Genomic DNA, 18,840 nt, shown 5'->3' on the forward strand with positions numbered 1-18,840 from the left:
CCGTGGACGCCTCGTTCGGCACGGTGTGGGAGCGGATCTCCGACCGGCAGCCCGACGCGGTCGCGATCTCGGCGCCCGGACGCGCGTACACCTGGCGCGAGTTCGACGACCGCGCCGCCCGGCTGGCCGGAGCCCTCACCGTGGCCGGGGTGGGTGCCGGGGACACCGTGGCGTGCTACCAGTACAACGGACCGGCCTACCTCGAGACGGTGTTCGCCGCGTTCAAGATCGGCGCGGTGCCGGTGAACGCCAACTACCGCTACACCGGTGGCGAGCTCGCCTCGCTGCTCACCGACGCCGCCGCGGCGGCGGTGGTCTACTCGGGCGCACTCGCCGGGAACCTCGACCGGGTCGCAGCCGAGGTCGGCACGCTGCGCCTGATGGTGCGGGTCGGCCCGTCGCAGCCGGACGCCCCCGGCCCCGCGGCCCCCGAGCTGTCGGAACTGCTCGCCGCGACACCTCCCCGGCCGCGGGAGCCGCGCCCCGGGTCGGACCGGCTGTTCATGTACACCGGCGGCACCACCGGCCGACCCAAGGGCGTGATCTGGCGACTGGACGACCTGCTGCACTGCCTGACCGTGCCGATCTTCGGGCCGCTCGGGCTGGACGCGCCCCCGGCGTCGGTCGACGAGGCCGTCGACGTCGCGGTGGCCGCGCGGGCCGCGGATCGGGCACCGGTGACCCTGCCGGTGGTGCCGCTCATGCACGGGACCGGGCTGTTCAACACGATGGGTGCGCTGCTGGCCGGCGGGCGTGCGGTGACCCTGCGGCCGGGCCGGCTCGAGCCGCGGCACGTCTGGGAGACGGTGGCCGTCGAGCGGGTCCGGACCGTGATCGTCGCCGGGGACGCGGTGGCCCGGCCGCTGGTCGACGAGCTCGTCCGGGCCGATGCCGCCGGGGCCCCGCACGACCTGAGCTCGGTCACCGACCTGCTCAGCTCGGGCACCGCCTTCGCCGACCGGCTCAAGCATGAGTTCCACGCCCGCGCCGAGCTGGCCGTGGTGGACGCCATCGCCTCCAGCGAGAGCGGGCCGTTCGCCTTCGCGGTCACCCGCTCCGCCGCCGACCTGCCCTCGCGATTCTTCCCGGTACCGGCGGCCGCGGTGCTCTCCGCCGACGACCGGCTGCTCGAACCCGGTGACCCGGAGCCCGGGGTGCTGGCCTACCGGGGCCCGATGCCGGTCGGCTACCACGGCGACTCCGCGCGCACCGCGACCACCTTCCGCGAGGTCGGCGGTGTCCGCTGGTCGGTGCCCGGCGACCTCGCGCGGCTGGCGGCGGACGGGTCGATCCGGTTCCTCGGGCGGGGATCGGGCGTGGTGAACACCGGCGGGGAGAAGGTCCACCCGCAGGAGGTCGAGGAGGTGCTCCTGACCGATCCCGGGGTCGCCGACGCCGTCGTCGTCGGGGTGCCGGACGAGACCTGGGGCGAGGTCGTCGTCGCGGTCGCCGCCCCGGTGGCCGGGCACGCCCTGGACGAGGGTGTCCTGCGCGAGCGGGTGCGCGCGGAGCTGGCCGGCTACAAGGTCCCGCGCGCGGTGGTGACGGTGGACGCGATCCCCCGCACCCCCACCGGCAAGATCGAGGTCGCCTGGGCCCGGACCGCCGCGGCGGAGGGCCTGCGGTCCCGGGACAGCTGACCCCGTGACAGATGACGTAGCGCCGGTGGGACGCGCGTCCGCGTGGGTCGCGTCGTTCGCGGCGTCCCCCGGCCCGTCGGCGTCCCTAGCGTCGACGGACGTGAACGTCCTGGTGATCAGTGCCCACTCCGGTGACTTCGTCTGGCGGGCCGGTGGCGCGCTCGCGCTGCACGCCGCGCGCGGCGACGACGTCCGGGTGGTGTGCCTCAGCTACGGCGAGCGCGGCGAGTCACCCGGGCTCTGGAGACAGGACGGGATGAGCCTGGAGCGGGTCAAGGAGGCCCGCCGCGGAGAGGCGGAGGCGGCCGCGAAGGCGCTCGGCGTCGCAATCGGGTTCATGGACTTCGGGGACTATCCACTGAGGATCGACGACGAGGGACTGTTCCGGATCGTCGGCGAGATGCGCGCGGCCCGCCCGGACGTCCTGCTCACCCACGTCGCGAACGATCCCTGGAACCGCGACCACGACGCGGCGCGCGAGGCGACGCTGCTGGCCCGCCAGGTCGCGCAGGCCGCCGGGCACGACCCCGCCACGCCGGTGATCGGCGCGCCCCAGGTGCTGCAGTTCGAGCCGCACCAGCCCGAGCGGTGCGGCTTCTCCCCCGACCTGCTGCTCGACATCACCCCGGTGTTCGACCGCAAGCAGGCGGCGATGGAGTGCATGGGGGCGCAGGCGCACCTGGTCTCCTACTACACCGATCTCGGGGCGCGTCGCGGCGTGCAGGCGGTCCGCAACGGTGGACACCGGTCGATCGAGCAGGCCGAGGCGTTCCAGCGGGTGTTCCCGACCGTCGCGGGGACGCTCGGATGAGCGGGGGCGGGCATGTGATCGTCCGGACCCGGCGCGGGCCGGCGCCCGAGGTCGTCGACGGACTGCGCCAGGCCGGGGTGGCGACCGCGCACGAGGCGGGGGGCACCGCATGAACACCTTCGTCCTGGTCCACGGCGCCTGGCACGGCGGCTGGGCGTGGCAGCGGGTCGTCCCGGCCCTGCGCGCGGCCGGGCACGAGGTACTCGCCCCGACGCTGAGCGGGCTCAGCGACCGCGCACACCTGCTCTCGCCGCAGGTGGGGCTGTCCACCCACGTCGAGGACGTCGTCGCGCTGCTGGAGGCGCACGACGTCACCGACGCCGTCCTGGTCGGACACAGCTACGCCGGCCAGGTGATCACCGGCGTAGCCGACCGGGTGCCGGAACGGTTGCGCCTGCGGGTGCACCTGGACGCCTTCGTCGGCGAGGACGGCGTCGCGGCGATCGACCTGCTCCCCGCCCGGGTCGCCGCGCACTACCGCGAGTCCGTCGACGGGCCCGGCTTCGGCTGGCTCATCCCGGTGCGCCCGCTGGAACGGCTCGGCGTCACCGAACCCGACGACCTCGCGTGGCTCGCCCCGCGGCTCACCCCGCACCCCTGGCTGACCTACACCGAGCCGCTGCGGCTGGCCGGCCGCGAGCGCAAGGTGCCCGGGTTCTTCGTCGAGTGCACCGACTGGATGCGGGTGTTCGACGCCCAGGCCGGCCGCGCCGGTGACCTGGGCTGGCCCCGCGACGAGCTCGCCACCGGGCACGAGGCCATGGTCACCGCCCCCGACGAGCTCGCCGCGCTGCTGCTCGACCTCGCCCGATAGCCCCGCAGAGGAGTACCCCCATGGAGTTCCTGGTCCGTGCCGAGAACCGGCTGCCGCCCGAGACCCCCGACGACGTCCGCGAGCGGCTGCGCGCCGGTGAGCGGGAGCGGGCGATGCAGCTGCGCGCGGACGGGACGCTGTGCCGCCTCTGGCGGGTGCCCGGCCGCAACGCCACCCTCGGGCTGTACCAGGCCCCCGACGCGGCGGCCCTGCACGACGCGCTCGCGTCGCTGCCGATGTGGCCGTGGCTCGACGTGCACGTCGAGGCACTGGCCACCCACCCGCAGGAACGCTGACCCCTACGTCGAACGTCGCACGGCACCGGCCGGGTCCGGCCGGCGCGCCGCCGTCGTTCCTCGCTCCACACCGGCCCCGCCGATTCCTAGCGTCGGCGCAGAACGGCCCACCTCCACGCAGAACGGGTGTCTCATGAGCGCGAAGAACCTGCAGGACGTCCTCGACCGGGCGGGCGACACCGTCGACCTGCTCCGGAACTCCCAGCTCGGCGCCTACGTCTATCCGGTCGTCCCGGCCGAGTTCACGAACTTCCGGCGCGAGGTGCTCGCCTGGCAGTCCAGCGCGGTGCTGTTCGACCAGTCCCACCACATGGTCAACCTCTGGGTCTCCGGCGCCGGAGCCCTCGACCTGTTCACCGAGACCGGGATCAACAGCACCGCGAACTTCCCCGTCGACTCGGCGAAGCAGTTCGTACCGGTCGCACCGGGCGGCGGGGTGATCGGCGACGGGATCCTGTTCCGGCTGGCCGAGGACGAGTTCGTGTTCGTCGGCCGCGCGCCGGTCGCCAACTGGCTGACCTTCAAGGCCCGGGACTACGACGTCGACCTCCGCCAGGACGACCGGTCGCCGTCGCGGCCCTACGGCCGGCCGGTGACGCGCGACGTGTGGCGGTTCCAGATCCAGGGGCCGCGTGCCTGGGACGTCATCGAGAAGGTCCACGGTGGCCCGGTGGAGAAGGTCAAGTTCTTCCGGATGGGCACGATGACCATCGCCGGGGAGCAGGTGCGGACGCTGCGGCACGGCATGGCCGGCGCCCCCGGCCTGGAGATCTGGGGGCCCTACGAGTCCTACGACCGGATCCGGGAGGCCGTGCTGGAGGCCGGGCGGGAGTTCGGCCTGGAGCCGGCCGGGGCTCGGGCGTACTCGTGCAACACCCTGGAGTCCGGCTGGATCCCCTCACCGCTGCCGGCCGTCTACACCGGGGAGGAGCTGCGGGCCTATCGCGAGTGGCTGCCGCCGAACGGCTACGAGGCGACCAACGCGCTGGCCGGCAGCTTCGTCTCGGGCGACATCGAGGACTACTACACCAACCCGTGGGAGCTCGGGTACGGCAACTTCGTGAAGTTCGACCACGACTTCGTCGGCCGCTCCGCGCTGGAGGCGATCGACCCGGCCGCCCAGCGCCGCAAGGTGACCCTCGAGTGGAACGCCGAGGACGTCGCCACCCTGCTCGCCGCGCCGGTCTCCGACGGCCCGGCCTACCAGTTCTTCGACCTGCCCAACGCCAACTACGGCTCGTCCAACTTCGACTCGGTGGTCGACGCCGACGGCCGGAGCGTCGGGCTGTCGATGTTCACCGGGTACAGCGCGAACGAGCGCCGCGCGCTCTCCCTGGCCACGGTCGACCCCGACGTGCCGCTCGGCGCGGAGGTGCGGGTGCTCTGGGGCGAGCCGGACGGCGGCACCCGCAAGACCACGGTGCAGCCGCACGAGCAGTTCACGGTGCGCGCGATCGTCAGCCCCACCCCGTACACGAGGATGGCCCGCGAGACCTACCAGACCGGCTGGCGCACCGCCGCCACCGCCACCGTCTGACAGCCCCCGCCCCGGCCGCCCGCCCGACCGCGGGCGTCCGGAGCTCGAGGGGTACCACGGAGCTGTTCGATCTTGTGCCGACAGCGCTCCTGTGTCCCTCGGGCCCGGACGTCAGGCGCGGTACAGCAGGTCGACCGTGCCGGCGGTCGCGTCCAGGCGGATGCGGTCGCCGGTGCGGAGCACCACGAGCGGGTCCGCGTCCGGGTCGGCGATCGAGGGGATCCGGGTCACGACGGCGCCGAGCGCGGCCTTCGTCGTGGTCACCGTGACGATCATGCCCAGCGGCGCGGTATCCAGCAGCCGGGTGGACTGGAAGAACCCCGACCAGCCCGAGGACCCCTTCGCCCCCGGGAACACGAGGATCCGCCCGGTGAAGCAGACCCCGGCCAGCGCGTGCCGGGCCTCGATGATCGTGCCGGTGGCGGGGTCGATCCCGCCCCAGCCGGAGATCGTCTCCGGGGAGACCAGCGCCTCGCCCTCCACCACCCCGGGAACCATCGTGCGCCCACGCAGCACCGTCCGGACCCCCGTGTCGTCCAGCCCCGTGTCGCTCATCGCAGCTCCCCTCGCCAGCGGCCGGTCACGGCCGCGTCCACGCACTCGGCGGTCGTGCCGAACCAGGCCTCGATACCGAGGATCGCCGGCAGGTAGTGCGCCTGCTTCGCCGAGTCGGTCGCGAACACCCGGGTCCCCGCCGGCGCGACCCGGGACATCGCCGGGCAGGAGTCGGTGAGCACCTTCCCGCCGGCGGACTCGATGACCTCGATGTACCCGCTGCGCTCGGCGACCGCGGCCAGTGCCCGCGGCGCCATGATCCAGAGCTCGGTGCCCTCGTGCAGTCGGCGGCCCTCCAGCGCCCGGGCGGCGTCGCGGACCTGGTCCAGCGACGCGTGCGGGCAGCCGAGCAGCACGAAGTCGACGTTCTCGGACGTCCCGCGGTCGTTGAGCCGCTCGTACATCGCGCGTCGTTCCGCGGCCCCGTACCGGACGGCCTCGGGGACGGGGCCGCCGCCGAACGCGGCCTCGACGGTGGGAGCCTCCGGCGTCACCCCGGGCACGTGGAACATCTCCACCCCGCCCGACGACGCCGCGGCCGCCCCGAAGTGCTTCAGGTCGGTCAAGTCCGGCAGCGCGCACTCACCGGTGACGACCGGGCGTGCCTCCTGCACGACGTCGCCGGTGAAGTAGCCGAGCAGGCCCCAGTCCAGGAAGGACTCCACCGGGGTCTCCACCCGGATCGCGTGCGTGCCGCGCCGGTGGGCGTCGTGGTGGTTGCCCCAGCACGGCACCCGGCCGGTGAGACTCGCCGCCCCGGTCGACGCGGTGCCCTCGCAGTTGGTCCGGGCGCCGAGCACCGAGTTGGCGTAGACCACCGCCGACGACTCCATCCAGGCGCAGTGCTCGCCGCGCACCGGCAGGTTCCCCACCTGGTACGGCGTGCAGGTCGCCAGGATCGAGACACCGCGCCGGCCGTAGAAGGCCTCCGCGTCGGACTGCAGGGCGACGAAGTCCGCGGGGTAGGGAACGGTGCCCGCCGAGTCCGGCCCGAACCCCTGCTGCAGCTGGCAGGTCGGCACCGCCATCGGCGGGATCTCGTGCGTCTCGTCGGAATCGAGGTTGATCACCGAGAAGGCCCGGTCCCAGCCGCCCTCGGCGACCAGCCGGGCCTTCAGCGGCGACGGCTGGGTGGTCGTGCCGGCCACGTTGCGCACGGTGCAGAGCCGCTCGGCGTCGAGCGCCTCGCCGTAGCGGACGAGCAGGTCCATCGCCGCGGCGACGGCGGAGCCGTCCCCACCGTCGTGCATCCTGCGTTCCTCGTCGGTGAGGATCACTGGCGTCTCCTTCGTGGTCAGTCCTGGACGTTCTCCCGGATCCGGCCGGTCAGCTCCGCGGCGTCCAGCTCGTGCACGCTGCCGTCGGGCCCGGCCAGGTCGAGGGCGTGCGCCGCCGCGTGCCCCATCGCCGCGCAGGGGCCCATCACCCGCACGCTGGACAGTGCGGCCGCGTCGCCGTCGACACAGCGCCCGGCGGCCAGCAGGTTCCCGACGGCGGGCGGGGTCATCGACCGCAGCGGCACGTAGTGCAGGTGGTCCGGCGCGAAGGTCTCCCAGACGTAGCCGTCCGGGGTGTCGTGCAGCTCGATCGGCCAGGCGGTGCGGGCCACCGCGTCCGGGAACCGGGTCCCGGCCCGGACCTCGTCGACGGTCAGCTGGTGGGTCGCCGCCACCCAGCGGGTCTGCCGGCGGCCGGGCAGCCCGTAGGACCGGACCGCGGCCTTGCCGAACACCTCCGGGAACTCGGCCCGGAGGAACTCGACGACGCGGTCGGCCTGCGCCTTGCCCTCCATCTGCGCCTCGGCGGCGGCGATCGGGTCCAGCGGGGCCTCGATGTGGGTCATGTTCAGCACCGCCGTGCCGCGCCCGGGGAAGTAGAACGCGAGCCCGTCCTTGCGGCGCAGGCCGTACCGCTCGGCCTTGTCGGCGACCCGGGCCGCCAGCTCGCCGGGCTCCGGCGCGGCCGACTCGTCGAGGTGCTCGACGACGAGCTGCTGGCTGCCGTAGATCTCCCGGTCCGGCAACCGGCACTCCAGCCCGGCGGCCCAGCACAGCGCGGCGTCCCCACTGGCGTCGACGAAACCGGCAGCACGCACATCCACCGCTCCGTAGCGGGTGGCGACGCGCAGCCCCTCGATGCGGTCGCCGTCCCGGTCGACCCCGGTGAGCGAGGCGTTGGTCAGCACCCGGATGCCGTGCTCGCGGACGGTGTCCTCGACCCAGCGGCCGAGGCGGACCTCGTCGTAGCCGACGGTCGTCGTGTGCCCGACCCGGTGGAACAGGTCCCCGCTCGCACCCAGGTCGGCGAGGATGTCGTCGAGGATCCCGTGGGTGAGCCGGCGGTGCTCGGGAGCGTTGCCGTAGACGCCGCAGAACAGGCCGATCAGCGAGTTGACCATCTGGCCGCCGAGGACCGGCAGGGCGTCGACGAGCAGTACCGTGTGGCCCAGCCGGGCCGACTCGATCGCCGCGGACAGCCCGGCGATCCCGGCGCCGAGTACGCAGACGTCGGCGTTGACGATGTGCTCGGCCGGGTCGGACGGCCGCACGGCCCCGTCCCGGACGACGGTGCGGACCGGCAGCTCGGTGAGCGGGTGAGGCATGGCTCACACGCTAGGGACCGGGGATCGGGCCCCGGAAATAGACGATCGACCTGACGGCCATCGACCCGACGAATAGCTCCAGTTCACAGCTCCGCGGCCAGGGCCACGACGAGGTCCCGCAGCCAGCGGTGGGCCGGGTCGGCGTCCAGGTCGGCGTGCCACCACAGACGTTCCCGGATCGGCCCGGGCTCGCCCGGGCACTCGAGGACCGCCAGGCCGAGGCGGTCGGCGACCTGGTCCGCCAGCCGCTCCTGCACCAGCGCGACCCGGTCGGTACCGGCGACCAGGTAGGGAACGGCCAGATAGCTCTCCACCCTGATCCGGGTCTCCGGCTCCAGCCCCAGCCGGGCCACCTGCCCGGACAGCGGCGACGCCCCGGACATCCCCCGGTCCGGGGCGAACGGGACCACCCACGGCATCGCCGCGAGCCGGTCGAGGGTGAGCGGACCGGTGGCGGCCGGGTTCGACCGGTCGACCACGCAGACCCAGCGGTCGGAGAAGAGGGGCACCGAGCGGAACTCCGGCTGGTCGAACCGGGCCGCGGGCGGGGCGATCATCCCGTCGATGAGGCGGATGGTCCGTCCGATGTCGGCGGTGAAGGACTCGCGGACCAGCCGCAGCCGCAGGTCCGCGCCCGGTGCCCGCTCGGCCATCGCCGCCGACAGCGCAGGGCCGAGAACGGCGACGGTGTAGTCGGCCAGCAGGAGCGTGAACCCCCGGGTCGAGGTCCGCGGGTCGAACCGGTGACCGGTGCCGAACAGCCGCTCCGCCGCGGCGCAGACGGCCTCGGTCTGGTCGGCCAGCGCCACGGCGAGCGGGGTGAGCACGTAGCCGCCGGCGTGCCTGCTCAGCAGCTCGTCGTCGAAGTGCCGGCGCAGCCGGGACAACGCCGCGCTGGCCGCCGGCTGTGAGATCCCGATCCGACTCGCGGCCCGGGTGACGTTGCGTTCGCGCAGCAGCTCCCGCAGCGACACCAGCAGGTTCAGGTCGAGGTTCGCCAGGTGCACCGCCGGATCCCGCATGCCCCGACCCTTCCACGATCGGGTGTCCGTCCGCTGTGGATCGTGCGGCCTCAGAGGTCGAGCACCAGTCGCGCGCAGCGGGCCCGGGACACGCACGGGAAGATCGTCTCGTGGGCGTCGCGCTCCTCCGCGGTGAGCAGCACGTCACGGTGGTCCGCCTCGCCGGCGAGCAGCCCGGTCTCGCAGGTGCCGCAGGTGCCCTCCCGGCAGGACGACAGCGGCATCGCGCCCGCCTCCTCGAGGACGTCGAGCAGGCTCCGGTCGGCCGGCACCGTCAGGACCCGGCCGGACCCGGCCAGCTCCACCTCGAACGCCGTGTCGGCGCCGGTGTCCACCGGCTCGGCGGGAGCGAACCGCTCGACGTGCAGCGCACCGGGACGGTCCGCGCACGCCGTGGCCACCGCGTCCAGCATCGGGACCGGCCCACAGCAGTAGAGCGCGACGTCCGGGTCCGGCGCGGCGAGTGCCAGGCCGAGGTCCGGCAGCCCGTCGCGGTCCTGCGGAACGAGCTCGACCCGGTCGCCGTAGCGCTCGCGCAGTTCGACCGCGAACGCCATCGTCGCCAGGCTGCGACCGCCGTAGGTCAGCCGCCAGTCGGCACCCGCCGCCTCGGCGGCCGCGAGCATCGGGACCAGCGGGGTGATCCCGATACCGCCGGCGACGAACCGGTAGGACGCCGACGGGACCAGCGCGAAGTGGTTGCGCGGCCCGCGGACCCGGATGCCGGCGCCGGGCACGAGTCGCTCGTGGACCGCGGCCGACCCGCCGCGGCCGGCTGCCTCACGCTGCACGGCGATCCGCCAGCGTCCGGCGTCGGCCGGGTCGCCGCACAGCGAGTAGGAGCGGACGAGTCCGTCGTCGAGCAGCAGGTCGACGTGCGCACCCGGGGTCCAGGGCGGCAGCGTCGCGCCGTCCGGGGTGACCAGGTCCAGTGCGACGACCTCGCTCGCCACCGCCGTCCGCGCCGCGACGACGAGGTCGAGGTCCGTCGGGATGACGGCGTCGGCCGGGTGGACGGTGTCGGCCGCGGCGGCCGGGGAGGGGGCGCTCATCCGGCCACTCCCGACGGCTCCGGACGGGTGGCGCGCGGCGAGGCCGCCGCCTCGTGGGTCCGGTGGTCCCGCGGGTGTCCGCGCAGCCATGACCAGGCCTCCTCCGGGCCGTCCAGCACCGCGACCGCGCCGCAGTGGCAGGTGGCCTCCAACCGGTCGTCGCCGGGCAGCCAGCGGATCGTCAGCAGCAGCCCGCTCATCGCGCCCCCACCTCGGTCGCCGCACCGGCCGGCGCGGTCATCGCCGCCAGCATCCTGCGCGCGGCCAGCCCGCCGGTGTCGATGTTGATCGAGAGCTCCTGGGAGCCCGGCGGGTCGGTCGCGACGACCTGCTCGAGAACGTCCAGCGCGGCCACGTCCTGCAGGACGACGGTGCGGTTCTGCTCGGCCAGGAACTCCGACACCTCCTGGTCGTCCCGGGCGAAGTCGCGGGCGACGGCCCAGAAATCGTGTGTGGTCGTCGCGGTCTCGGGGGTGATCGCGTAGACGACCTCGACGTGGAAGGCGTCGGGGTCCGAGCCGTCCGGGTGCGGGACGGACCCGAGCGGCGCGATCCGCGAGTGCAGCGTGTAGAGGCACGGCGGGAAGTACTCGATGTCCTGCCAGCGGCTGATCCGCCCCGACAGGCCGGTCGAGCGGGAGTAGAACGGCGGGCACTCGGCGTCGGCCATCCGGCGGCTGACCCGGACGACTCCGGCGTCGTCGTCGACCTCGGTGGTGATCGGCGTGGCCGCCACCTCGGGGGTGCCGATGTAGCCACCGTGCAGGTAGGTCTCGTGCGACAGGTCCAGCAGGTTGTCCACCAGGAGACCGAACCGGGCGCGCAGCGGCTCCATCCCGCTCACGACTGTCCACTGCGGATCGTTCAGCCACGTGGCGCGCGGGATCGTGGTCACGTCCGCTCGGCCGGGGTCGCCGATCCAGACCCAGACGAACGAGTCCTGCTCGACGACCGGGTAGCGGGCGAGCCGGGCGGTGCGCGGCACCCGGGTCTGGCCCGGGACGGCGACGCAGCGGCCGTCGGCGCCGTAGGTGAAGCCGTGGTACCCGCACACCACCCGGTCGTCGACCAGCCGGGTCGGCGCCTGGGACAGCGGGAACCGCCGGTGCACGCACCGGTCGGCCATCGCGGTGACCTCGCCGGACCGGGTCCTCCAGAACAGGATCGACTCCCCGCAGACGGTGCGGGAGAAGAGCTCGTGGCCGATCTCCCGGCAGTAGGCGGCGACGAACCAGCGGTCGCGCGGCAGGGCTGTGCTGACGGGTTCGGTCACGGCGACCACCTCTCCGAGGGCTCCGGACGGCTGCGGTGCCGCCGTCGAGAGAGTGCAGTCCGCCCGGGCCGGGCAGCGACGACCTTCCCGTCCACCGGAAAGTCCGGCCGGAACCCGCAGGTGGATCGGGACATCCGACCCGCCCGACGCGCGACCGACGACGCCCCGGCTTCGCACCCCGTGGCGCCCCGCCGCACTGTGCGGCGCCCTCTGGGCGGGGTGCGAGGCAGCGCCGCGCCGGTGCGGCGGCGGAGCGTGGAGCGGGCGCAGCGGGTTCCGCGGAACGGCGCCGTGCGGGCAGGATCGTGTCCGATGGAGCCGTGCCGACGGCCGGGTGAGGAGGCGTGTGTGCGCACCACGGGGTCCGGGCGGGCGGCCGATCCGCCGCCGGAACGCGAGCGGACCACCGGTCAGGCCGTCCTCGCCCGCGGGCTGGCGGTGCTCGCGGCCTTCGACGCGGACCGGCCCGCGCTCACCCTGAGCCAGCTGGCCCGGCGCACCGGGATGCCGATCTCCACCGTCCACCGGCTGCTCGGGCCGCTCGTCGACTGGGGCGCGGTGGAACGTGGGGAGGACGGTGCCTACCGCATCGGGTTGCGGCTGTGGGAGACCGGCTCGCTGGCCCCGCGCGGCGGCGGGCTGCGGGAGCGGGCGCTGCCGTTCCTCGAGGACCTGTGCCAGGTCAGCCAGGAGAACGCGCAGCTCGCCGTACGGCAGGGGACGGAGTTGGTGTTCGTCGAGCGGCTCGCGGGCAGCGGCGCGGTCCCGGTGCTGACCCGGGTCGGCGGGCGATTCGCGCTGACCAGTACCGGCGTCGGGCTGGTGTTGCTCGCCCACTCCCCGGACGACGTGGTCGACGAGGTCCTGTCCACCCGGATCGAGGCGCACACGCCGTGCACGGTCACCGATCCCGGGCAGCTCCGACGCATGCTCGCCGACGTGCACACCCGCGGGTTCGCGGTGAGCGACCGCCAGGTCACCGACGACGCGCTGTCGGTCGCCGCCCCGGTCCTCGACCGGGCCGGCCGTGCGGTCGCCGCGGTGTCGCTCGTCGTCCGGTACGGCACCGCGGCGCCGCACCAGCTCGCGACGCCGGTGCGGACCACGGCGCGCGCGATCTCCCGGGCGCTCGACGGCCCCTGACCCTGCGCGCCGTGCGCCCGCCCCGGGTCCGCGCACCCCGGCGCCGATCTCGCGCGTCACACGTCGGCAGCTCGCACCGCGGCGACGGCCGCGCACCCTCGCAGCGGCCTGTCGCACCGTGGCTTGTTCTTCCAGCACCAGGTCGTCGCGAGCATCGCGACCACCGGCCTCGGCGGCCGATGACAGTCCTCCCACCGTTCGATCAGTCTCACGAAAGGGAACCCGCGCACGTGAACGACCACCCGATCCCGCGTCCCGAGCACCCGCGCCCGCAGCTGTACCGCCCGGAGTGGCGGTGCCTGAACGGCGAGTGGGAGTTCGAGGTCGACCTGGGCGACTCCGGTCTGGAACGGGGCCTGCGCACCCGCGAGCTCGCCGAGCGGATCACCGTGCCGTTCGCGCCCGAGTCCGAGCTGTCCGGCATCGGACGCACCGACTTCATGGAGGCGGTCTGGTACGCCCGGACGGTCGACGTCCCGGCCGGCTGGGACGGCCACCGGGTGCTGCTGCACTTCGGCGCCGTCGACCACGACGCGACGGTCTGGGCCGACGACGTCGAGGTCGCCCGGCACCGCGGCGGGTTCAGCTCCTTCACCGCGGACATCACCGAGCACGTCACGGCCGGCGGGCCGGTGCGGATCGTCGTCCGCGCCCGGGACAGCCGGCACGACGCACAGGCCCGCGGCAAGCAGGCGACCTGGTACGAGAACTCGCACGCCCAGTACACCCGCACCACCGGGATCTGGCAGACGGTCTGGCTGGAGGCGGTGCCCGCCCAGCACGTCGTCCGCCTGCAGCTCACGCCCGACCTCGCCGGCCGCACCCTCACGGTCGGGAGCCGGCTGAGCGGCAACCACGCCGGACACGAGGTCGTCGCCGTGTTGTCCGACGCCGCCGGGACCGTCGCCGAGGGACGGGCCCGCGCCGATCTCGACCTCGCCCCGTCGGTCGCGCTGGCGGTCCCCGACGACCGGCTGCGGCCCTGGAACCCGCAGGACCCGTTCCTCTACGACCTCGTGGTCACCCTGCTCGACGGTGACGGCGCCGAGGTCGACCGGGTGCAGAGCTACGCCGGGATGCGCTCGGTCGCCGTCGACGGCCGGGCCCTGCTGCTCAACGGCGAGCCGGTCTTCCAGCGCCTGGTGCTCGACCAGGGCTACTGGCCGCAGTCGCTCATGACGGCGCCGAGCGACGCCGACCTCGTCCGCGACATCGAGCTCGGGCTGCGCGCCGGGTTCAACGGCGCGCGGCTGCACCAGAAGGTGTTCGAGGAGCGCTACCTCTACCACGCCGACCGGCTCGGCTACCTGGTGTGGGGCGAGTTCGGGGACTGGGGTGTGCGCGGGCTGGGGGTGAAGGGGCACAACCAGCAGCCGACGGCGTCGTTCGTGACGCAGTGGCTGGAGGTGCTCGAGCGGGACCGCAACCACCCCTCGATCGTCGGCTGGTGCCCGCTCAACGAGACCGACCAGGCGCTGCACGACCGGATCACCGTGCTCGACGACGTGACGCGGGCGATGTTCCTGGCCACCAAGCTGGCCGACCCGACCCGCCCGGTGATCGACGCCTCCGGGTACTCGCACCGGGTCCCCGAGACCGACGTGTACGACTCGCACAGCTACGAGCAGGACCCGGAGGCGTTCCGCGAGCAGGTCGCGTGGTCGGCCGACGGCAGCCCGTACGTCAACCTGTCGCACGCCGGGGACGTGATCTCGGTGGACTACGCCGGGCAGCCCTACTTCCTCTCCGAGTTCGGCGGGATCTGGTGGGACCCGGACGCCGCCGCCCGGGACGGCTCCGGTGACGGCGAGGACGCGTACACCTCGTGGGGCTACGGGACCCGGGTCCGCGACGAGGAGGGATTCCACCGGCGGTTCGAGGGGCTCACCGGCGTCCTGCTGGCCGACCCGCGGATGTTCGGCTACTGCTACACCCAGCTGACCGACGTCATGCAGGAGCAGAACGGGATCTACCGGTTCGACCGCGGCGACAAGCTCGACGTCGAGCGGGTCCGCAAGGCCCAGCTCCGCCCGGCGGCCTACGAGGACGGCGATCGCCGATACTGACACCCATGTCGCCCGGCCGAACGTCCGGCCGGCCACCCGGGACCGCGTCCTCACCGCGATCGAGGAGCTCGGCTACCGGCCGGACGTCGTCGGCCGGCAACTGCGCGGCGGGCGGACGCACACGCTCACGCTCGTCGTGCCCGACATCGTGAACCCCTACTTCGCCGTGCTCGTCGACGCGACGTTCGCCGCCGCGGCGGAGCGCGGGTACGCGGTGTTCGTGGAACAGGCGGGGCAGCGGCGCGGCGACGAACGGCACGCCGCGGACTCCCTGCAACGGGTCGCGTTCGACGGCGTCGTGTTCAGCCCGACCTTCGCCACCCGCAGCGAGCTGGAGTCGCTGGCCGAGCGCATGCCGGTCGTCCTGCTCGGTGAGAGCACCGGGGACACCCCCCTCGACGTCGTCCGGATCGACAACGTCGCCGCCGCACACGACGTCACGGCGCACGTCCTCGCCCAGGGGCGCACCGCGCCCGGGTTCGTCGGGGCCACGACCGACATCGCCCCGGAGCCCGCGGCAGTCTCGAACTTCACCCAGCAGCAGGGAGCCGAGGCCGCCCGCCGGCTCCTCGCCGCGGGCCCGGAGATCGACGCGCTGGTCTGCGCCGACGACCTGCTCGCGATCGGGGTGATGGCCGGGCTGCGCCGGATGGGAGTGCGGGTCCCCGACGACGTGGCCGTGACCGGCTGGGACAACGTGCCCGACGGCGCCTACCTGCACCCCACCCTGACCACGCTCGAGCCGCACGCCGACCGGATCGCGGCGGCCGCGGTGGCCCGGCTGGCCGACCGGATCGACGGGGCCTGCCCGCCGGCGGAGCACGTCGTCGTGCCGCACGAGGTGGTGGTCCGGGAGTCCTCGACCCGGCTCGATAGGCCGTGATCGACATCCGGCGACGCCCCGGACCCGGTCCCGCTCAGGACGGCGCCTGCTGCGGCCCGGTCGCATCGCCCGCCCCGGGGGGCTCCGGCGTCGGCCGGGGTCTCTCCTCGGCGTCGGTCCGCAGCAGGGCGTCCGCCCAGGCGGCCCGCCCGTCGACGTCGACGAGGAGCGCCTTGACCAGCAGCGTCAGCGGAATGGCCAGCAGCGCGCCGAGGGGGCCGATGACCCATGCCCAGAACAGCAGCATCACGAACGTGACGGTCGCCGACAGCCCGACCGAGTTGCCGACGAAGCGGGGCTGGATGAACGACTGGATGACCACGTTCAGGACGCAGTAGACGACGACCACCGCGACCAGCAGCTGCCACCCGCCGATCAGCAGCGCCAGCAGGGCCGGCGGAACCAGGCCGAAGACGAAGCCGATGTTCGGGATGTAGTTGGTGATGAAGGCGAGGATCGCCCAGAGGACCGCGAGCGGGATGCCCATGAGCTGCAGGGCGATGCCGTCGAGCACCGCGACGATGAAGCCGAAGACCGTGGTCACCACCAGGTAGCTGCGGGTGCCGGTCGCGAAGCTCTCCAGAGCGCGCACCACCTGCGGGCGCTCGCCCGCGATGCTGTCCAGGCGCTTGTCGAACGAGCGCGCGTCGGCGATGAAGAACAGCAGCAGCGCCAGGACCAGGACGATCACGGTGAGGACCCCGGAGACGCCGGAGACGACGCCGCCCACCGCCCCCACCAGCGAGCTGAGGCTGAACGACTGTGTCGCGGCACGGAGCTGGGCCTGCCCGATGCCGAGGCCGGCGAGGGTGTGCTCGACCGAGGCGAGCAGGGCGTCGAACTGGGCCGAGTACTGCGGCAGGACCGTGTAGAGCTGGCCGACCGACACCAGCACGACCAGGATCAGCGCCAGCAGACCGGCGTTGATGACCAGGGCCAGCGCCAGGGTCGCGGCCCAGCCGGGCCATCCGCGGTCCCGGAGCCACCGCTGGACCGGGTAGGCCGCGATGACGATGATCAGCGCCAGGAACACCGGTCCGACCAGCCAGGCCGTCGCGCGGATACCGACCACCACGATCACGGCGGCCGCGATGCCGAGCAGCAGGACCAGGGCCCGGGGCAGGGCGCCGGGGGTGTGCGGCGCGGTCGCCGGGACGGCCGGGCCGGTGGGCTCCGCGGGCACGGTCATCGGGTGAGGCTGCACCGGCCGGGACGTGACGGCCTCACGCACGGAGGATGAGTTACCGGCTCACCCGGTGAGGAGCTGGTAGGTGCCGACCGTCCCGAGGTAGAGGCCGACGACGGCGAGGACCACGACGACCAGCACCGTCCGGCGTTCCCGGACCCACCCGGTGATCCACGCCGCCGCGCCGCGGGTGGCCTCGGGGCGCCACGTCCAGGATGCGAGGGCCGCCAGCGGGACCGAGTACCAGAGCAGGTTGTACAGACCGACCTGCAGCAGGCCCCCGACGAGATCGGGGCCGCTCGCCACGATCGCGGCCAGCGCGGCCAGGTAGAAGAACCCCGGCAGGTGGGTGACGACGCCGGCGACCGCCGCGCTCGACACGGTGGGTTCGGTCAGCCGGCGCCGGACGGCCGAGGGTGGGCGCTCGGGCCGTGCCCTGCCGGGGTCCGGTACCGGCCGGCAGAGGTAGTAGAGGGCGGCCCCGAGGGCGACCACGCCGAGCACGACGTCCAGGACGGCCCGGCCGCCGCTGGTGGCGGTCGGCGGCGGGGCGGTGACGTGGAAGACCGTCACCGCTCCGACGCCGACGGTGAGACTGAGCGCCAGTCCCGCCGCGAGGTAGGCGACCAGCAACGGGGCCGGGGACCGGGCCGAGAGAAACGCGTAGACGGCGGCCACGGCGGTCGGCCGGACGACGCTCGCGAGACCCAGCACCAGGACGTCCGTGCTCACCCCGGGTCCCCCGGGAGGGCTCCGGGGCCTGGTTCCCGCCGTCGTGGCTGCACCGGGCACCTCCCCGGCGGGCAGGCTTCCCGGGCCCGGGACGGCACGCATCACCCGGGGTGGGTGGTCCGCGCTGTGCCACCCCGGCCGCATTCCGCGCCGGATCAGGCGAACTGCGGCATGATCTTCTCCGCGATCAGCCTCAGCTGCTCGTCCACGGTCGCGACGCCGGGCAGGTCGCGGCCCATGAACGTCTTCACCAGCGTGGCGTCGGTGATCGCGCAGATCATGTGGTTCGCACCTCCCGCCTTCATCTCCTCGATCTTCGCGACGCACTCCTCGGGCGTCCCGGCGACCGAGAGCTTGTCGGCGAGCGCGTCCGGGGTGGCGTCGATCGAGCCCGCGAGGTCACCCGCGACGAACTTGTCCAGGATCGGCTTCATCTCCTCCGGGGAGACGCCGTTGCGCTCGAGCAGCGAGTCCGGCATCGCCGAGGCGTAGAGCCCGACCATCGACTTGGCGGCCTCCTTCGCGACGGCGGAGTCCTCGCCGACGGCGAACACGCACCAGGCGCCGATGTCGAGGTCGTCGACGTTCTTGCCCGCCTTGTCCGCACCGATCTTCATGTTGTCGTACATGTACTGGTAGGCCTCGCGGGTGTAACCCAGCGCGTGGTGACAGCCGTCGGACACCTCCCCCGCGACCTGGAACGACTTCGGGCCGGCCATCGCGCCCATCTTCACCGGGACCCGGTCCTGCACCGGCCGGGCGAAGGTGAACAGGCCGTTGTAGGTGAAGAACTCGCCGTCGTGGGTGATCGCGCCCTCGTCGAGCAGGGTGCGGATCACCCCGACGCCCTCGCGGACCCGGGAGAGCGGCTTCTGGGTGCTCCAGTCCATCCCGTACTGGGCCAGCAGGCCGAAGTTGCCCGAGGACAGCACGACCTCGGCGCGCCCGCCGGTGAGCTCGTCCAGGGTGGCGGTCGCCTGGGCGATCAGCGAGGGTTCCCGCAGCACGACAGCGGAGACGCTCGGGCCCATCCGGATGTTCGTCGTCTTGTCGGCGGCGGCCGCGAAGAGCAGCCAGAGATCCTTGTGCCAGGTCTCGTCCGCGGCGTAGACGGCGTGGAACCCGAGCTCGTCCGCGAGCTTGATCGACTCGAGCGACTCGGTCAGCGGATAGTCGGGAAGCATGACGTAGCTGAACTTCACGGGCACTCCTCCTGGGGCCGGACTCC

The 18,840-nt window shown here is 73.8% G+C and carries 18 protein-coding genes; 8 read left to right on the forward strand and 10 right to left on the reverse strand.

Going from position 1 to position 18,840, the window contains the following annotated elements; all coding sequences use genetic code 11:
• Positions 1-2 precede the first annotated feature (2 nt).
• The 5 genes from WIS52_RS03805 (at position 3) to ligM (ending at position 5,098) form a co-directional block, all read left to right on the forward strand.
• Positions 3-1,640, forward strand: a complete 1,638-nt coding sequence (locus tag WIS52_RS03805) for an AMP-binding protein (RefSeq protein WP_349296659.1) — start codon at positions 3-5, stop codon at positions 1,638-1,640.
• A gap of 100 nt (positions 1,641-1,740) precedes the next feature.
• On the forward strand, positions 1,741-2,451 hold the full coding sequence (locus WIS52_RS03810; RefSeq protein WP_349296660.1) for a PIG-L deacetylase family protein: 711 nt from the start codon (positions 1,741-1,743) through the stop codon (positions 2,449-2,451).
• Between the two features lie 109 nt (positions 2,452-2,560).
• Positions 2,561-3,265, forward strand: coding sequence for an alpha/beta fold hydrolase (locus WIS52_RS03815; protein ID WP_349296661.1), 705 nt, complete (start codon positions 2,561-2,563; stop codon positions 3,263-3,265).
• A 20-nt stretch (positions 3,266-3,285) separates the two neighbouring features.
• Complete coding sequence (locus WIS52_RS03820) at positions 3,286-3,561, forward strand: muconolactone Delta-isomerase family protein (RefSeq protein WP_349296662.1); 276 nt, start codon at positions 3,286-3,288, stop codon at positions 3,559-3,561.
• 133 nt (positions 3,562-3,694) lie between these two features.
• Positions 3,695-5,098 (forward strand): vanillate/3-O-methylgallate O-demethylase, encoded by a 1,404-nt coding sequence (gene ligM, locus WIS52_RS03825; RefSeq protein ID WP_349296663.1) that lies wholly within the window; start codon positions 3,695-3,697, stop codon positions 5,096-5,098.
• Between the two features lie 111 nt (positions 5,099-5,209).
• On the opposite strand, the gene WIS52_RS03830 is transcribed toward ligM, so the two are convergent.
• The 7 genes from WIS52_RS03830 to WIS52_RS03860 form a co-directional block, all read right to left on the reverse strand.
• On the reverse strand, positions 5,210-5,653 hold the full coding sequence (locus WIS52_RS03830) for an aconitase X swivel domain-containing protein (protein ID WP_349296664.1): 444 nt from the start codon (positions 5,651-5,653) through the stop codon (positions 5,210-5,212).
• Positions 5,650-6,930 (reverse strand): aconitase X catalytic domain-containing protein, encoded by a 1,281-nt coding sequence (locus WIS52_RS03835; protein ID WP_349296665.1) that lies wholly within the window; start codon positions 6,928-6,930, stop codon positions 5,650-5,652. The genes WIS52_RS03830 and WIS52_RS03835 overlap by 4 nt, the downstream gene beginning before the upstream one ends.
• Positions 6,931-6,947: 17 nt before the next feature.
• The gene (locus WIS52_RS03840) at positions 6,948-8,255 is read right to left on the reverse strand and encodes an FAD-dependent oxidoreductase (protein WP_349296666.1); all 1,308 of its coding nucleotides are present in this window, start codon (positions 8,253-8,255) and stop codon (positions 6,948-6,950) included.
• Between the two features lie 83 nt (positions 8,256-8,338).
• Positions 8,339-9,277 (reverse strand): LysR family transcriptional regulator, encoded by a 939-nt coding sequence (locus WIS52_RS03845; protein ID WP_349296667.1) that lies wholly within the window; start codon positions 9,275-9,277, stop codon positions 8,339-8,341.
• Between the two features lie 50 nt (positions 9,278-9,327).
• Complete coding sequence (locus tag WIS52_RS03850; protein WP_349296668.1) at positions 9,328-10,329, reverse strand: PDR/VanB family oxidoreductase; 1,002 nt, start codon at positions 10,327-10,329, stop codon at positions 9,328-9,330.
• Positions 10,326-10,529 (reverse strand): hypothetical protein, encoded by a 204-nt coding sequence (locus WIS52_RS03855; RefSeq protein WP_349296669.1) that lies wholly within the window; start codon positions 10,527-10,529, stop codon positions 10,326-10,328. Before WIS52_RS03855 ends, WIS52_RS03850 begins: the two co-directional genes overlap by 4 nt.
• A complete protein-coding gene (locus tag WIS52_RS03860; RefSeq protein WP_349296670.1) occupies positions 10,526-11,602 on the reverse strand; it encodes an aromatic ring-hydroxylating dioxygenase subunit alpha in 1,077 nt (358 codons plus the stop codon). Before WIS52_RS03860 ends, WIS52_RS03855 begins: the two co-directional genes overlap by 4 nt.
• Positions 11,603-12,040: 438 nt before the next feature.
• Here WIS52_RS03860 and WIS52_RS03865 point away from each other — a divergent pair, with 438 nt between their 5' ends.
• The 3 genes from WIS52_RS03865 to WIS52_RS03875 all read left to right on the forward strand — a co-directional run bounded on the left by WIS52_RS03865 (position 12,041) and on the right by WIS52_RS03875 (position 15,694).
• A complete protein-coding gene (locus WIS52_RS03865) occupies positions 12,041-12,745 on the forward strand; it encodes an IclR family transcriptional regulator (protein WP_379610253.1) in 705 nt (234 codons plus the stop codon).
• Between the two features lie 230 nt (positions 12,746-12,975).
• A complete protein-coding gene (locus WIS52_RS03870; RefSeq protein WP_349296671.1) occupies positions 12,976-14,811 on the forward strand; it encodes a glycoside hydrolase family 2 protein in 1,836 nt (611 codons plus the stop codon).
• A gap of 100 nt (positions 14,812-14,911) precedes the next feature.
• Complete coding sequence (locus tag WIS52_RS03875) at positions 14,912-15,694, forward strand: LacI family DNA-binding transcriptional regulator (protein ID WP_349296794.1); 783 nt, start codon at positions 14,912-14,914, stop codon at positions 15,692-15,694.
• 34 nt (positions 15,695-15,728) lie between these two features.
• Here the strand turns inward: WIS52_RS03875 and WIS52_RS03880 are convergent, their stop codons facing one another.
• From WIS52_RS03880 to WIS52_RS03890, 3 genes are all read right to left on the reverse strand, one after another.
• Positions 15,729-16,883 carry an AI-2E family transporter gene (locus tag WIS52_RS03880; RefSeq protein WP_349296672.1) on the reverse strand — a complete coding sequence of 385 codons (1,155 nt, stop codon included), beginning with the start codon at positions 16,881-16,883 and terminating at the stop codon, positions 15,729-15,731.
• 60 nt (positions 16,884-16,943) lie between these two features.
• Complete coding sequence (locus WIS52_RS03885) at positions 16,944-17,612, reverse strand: GAP family protein (protein WP_349296673.1); 669 nt, start codon at positions 17,610-17,612, stop codon at positions 16,944-16,946.
• Between the two features lie 155 nt (positions 17,613-17,767).
• Entirely contained in the window at positions 17,768-18,814 is a 1,047-nt protein-coding gene (locus WIS52_RS03890; protein ID WP_349296674.1) for an LLM class flavin-dependent oxidoreductase, read from the reverse strand.
• Positions 18,815-18,840 lie beyond the last annotated feature (26 nt).

The organism is Pseudonocardia nematodicida (assembly GCF_040105385.1).
Classification (GTDB): Bacteria; Actinomycetota; Actinomycetes; order Mycobacteriales; family Pseudonocardiaceae; genus Pseudonocardia; species Pseudonocardia nematodicida.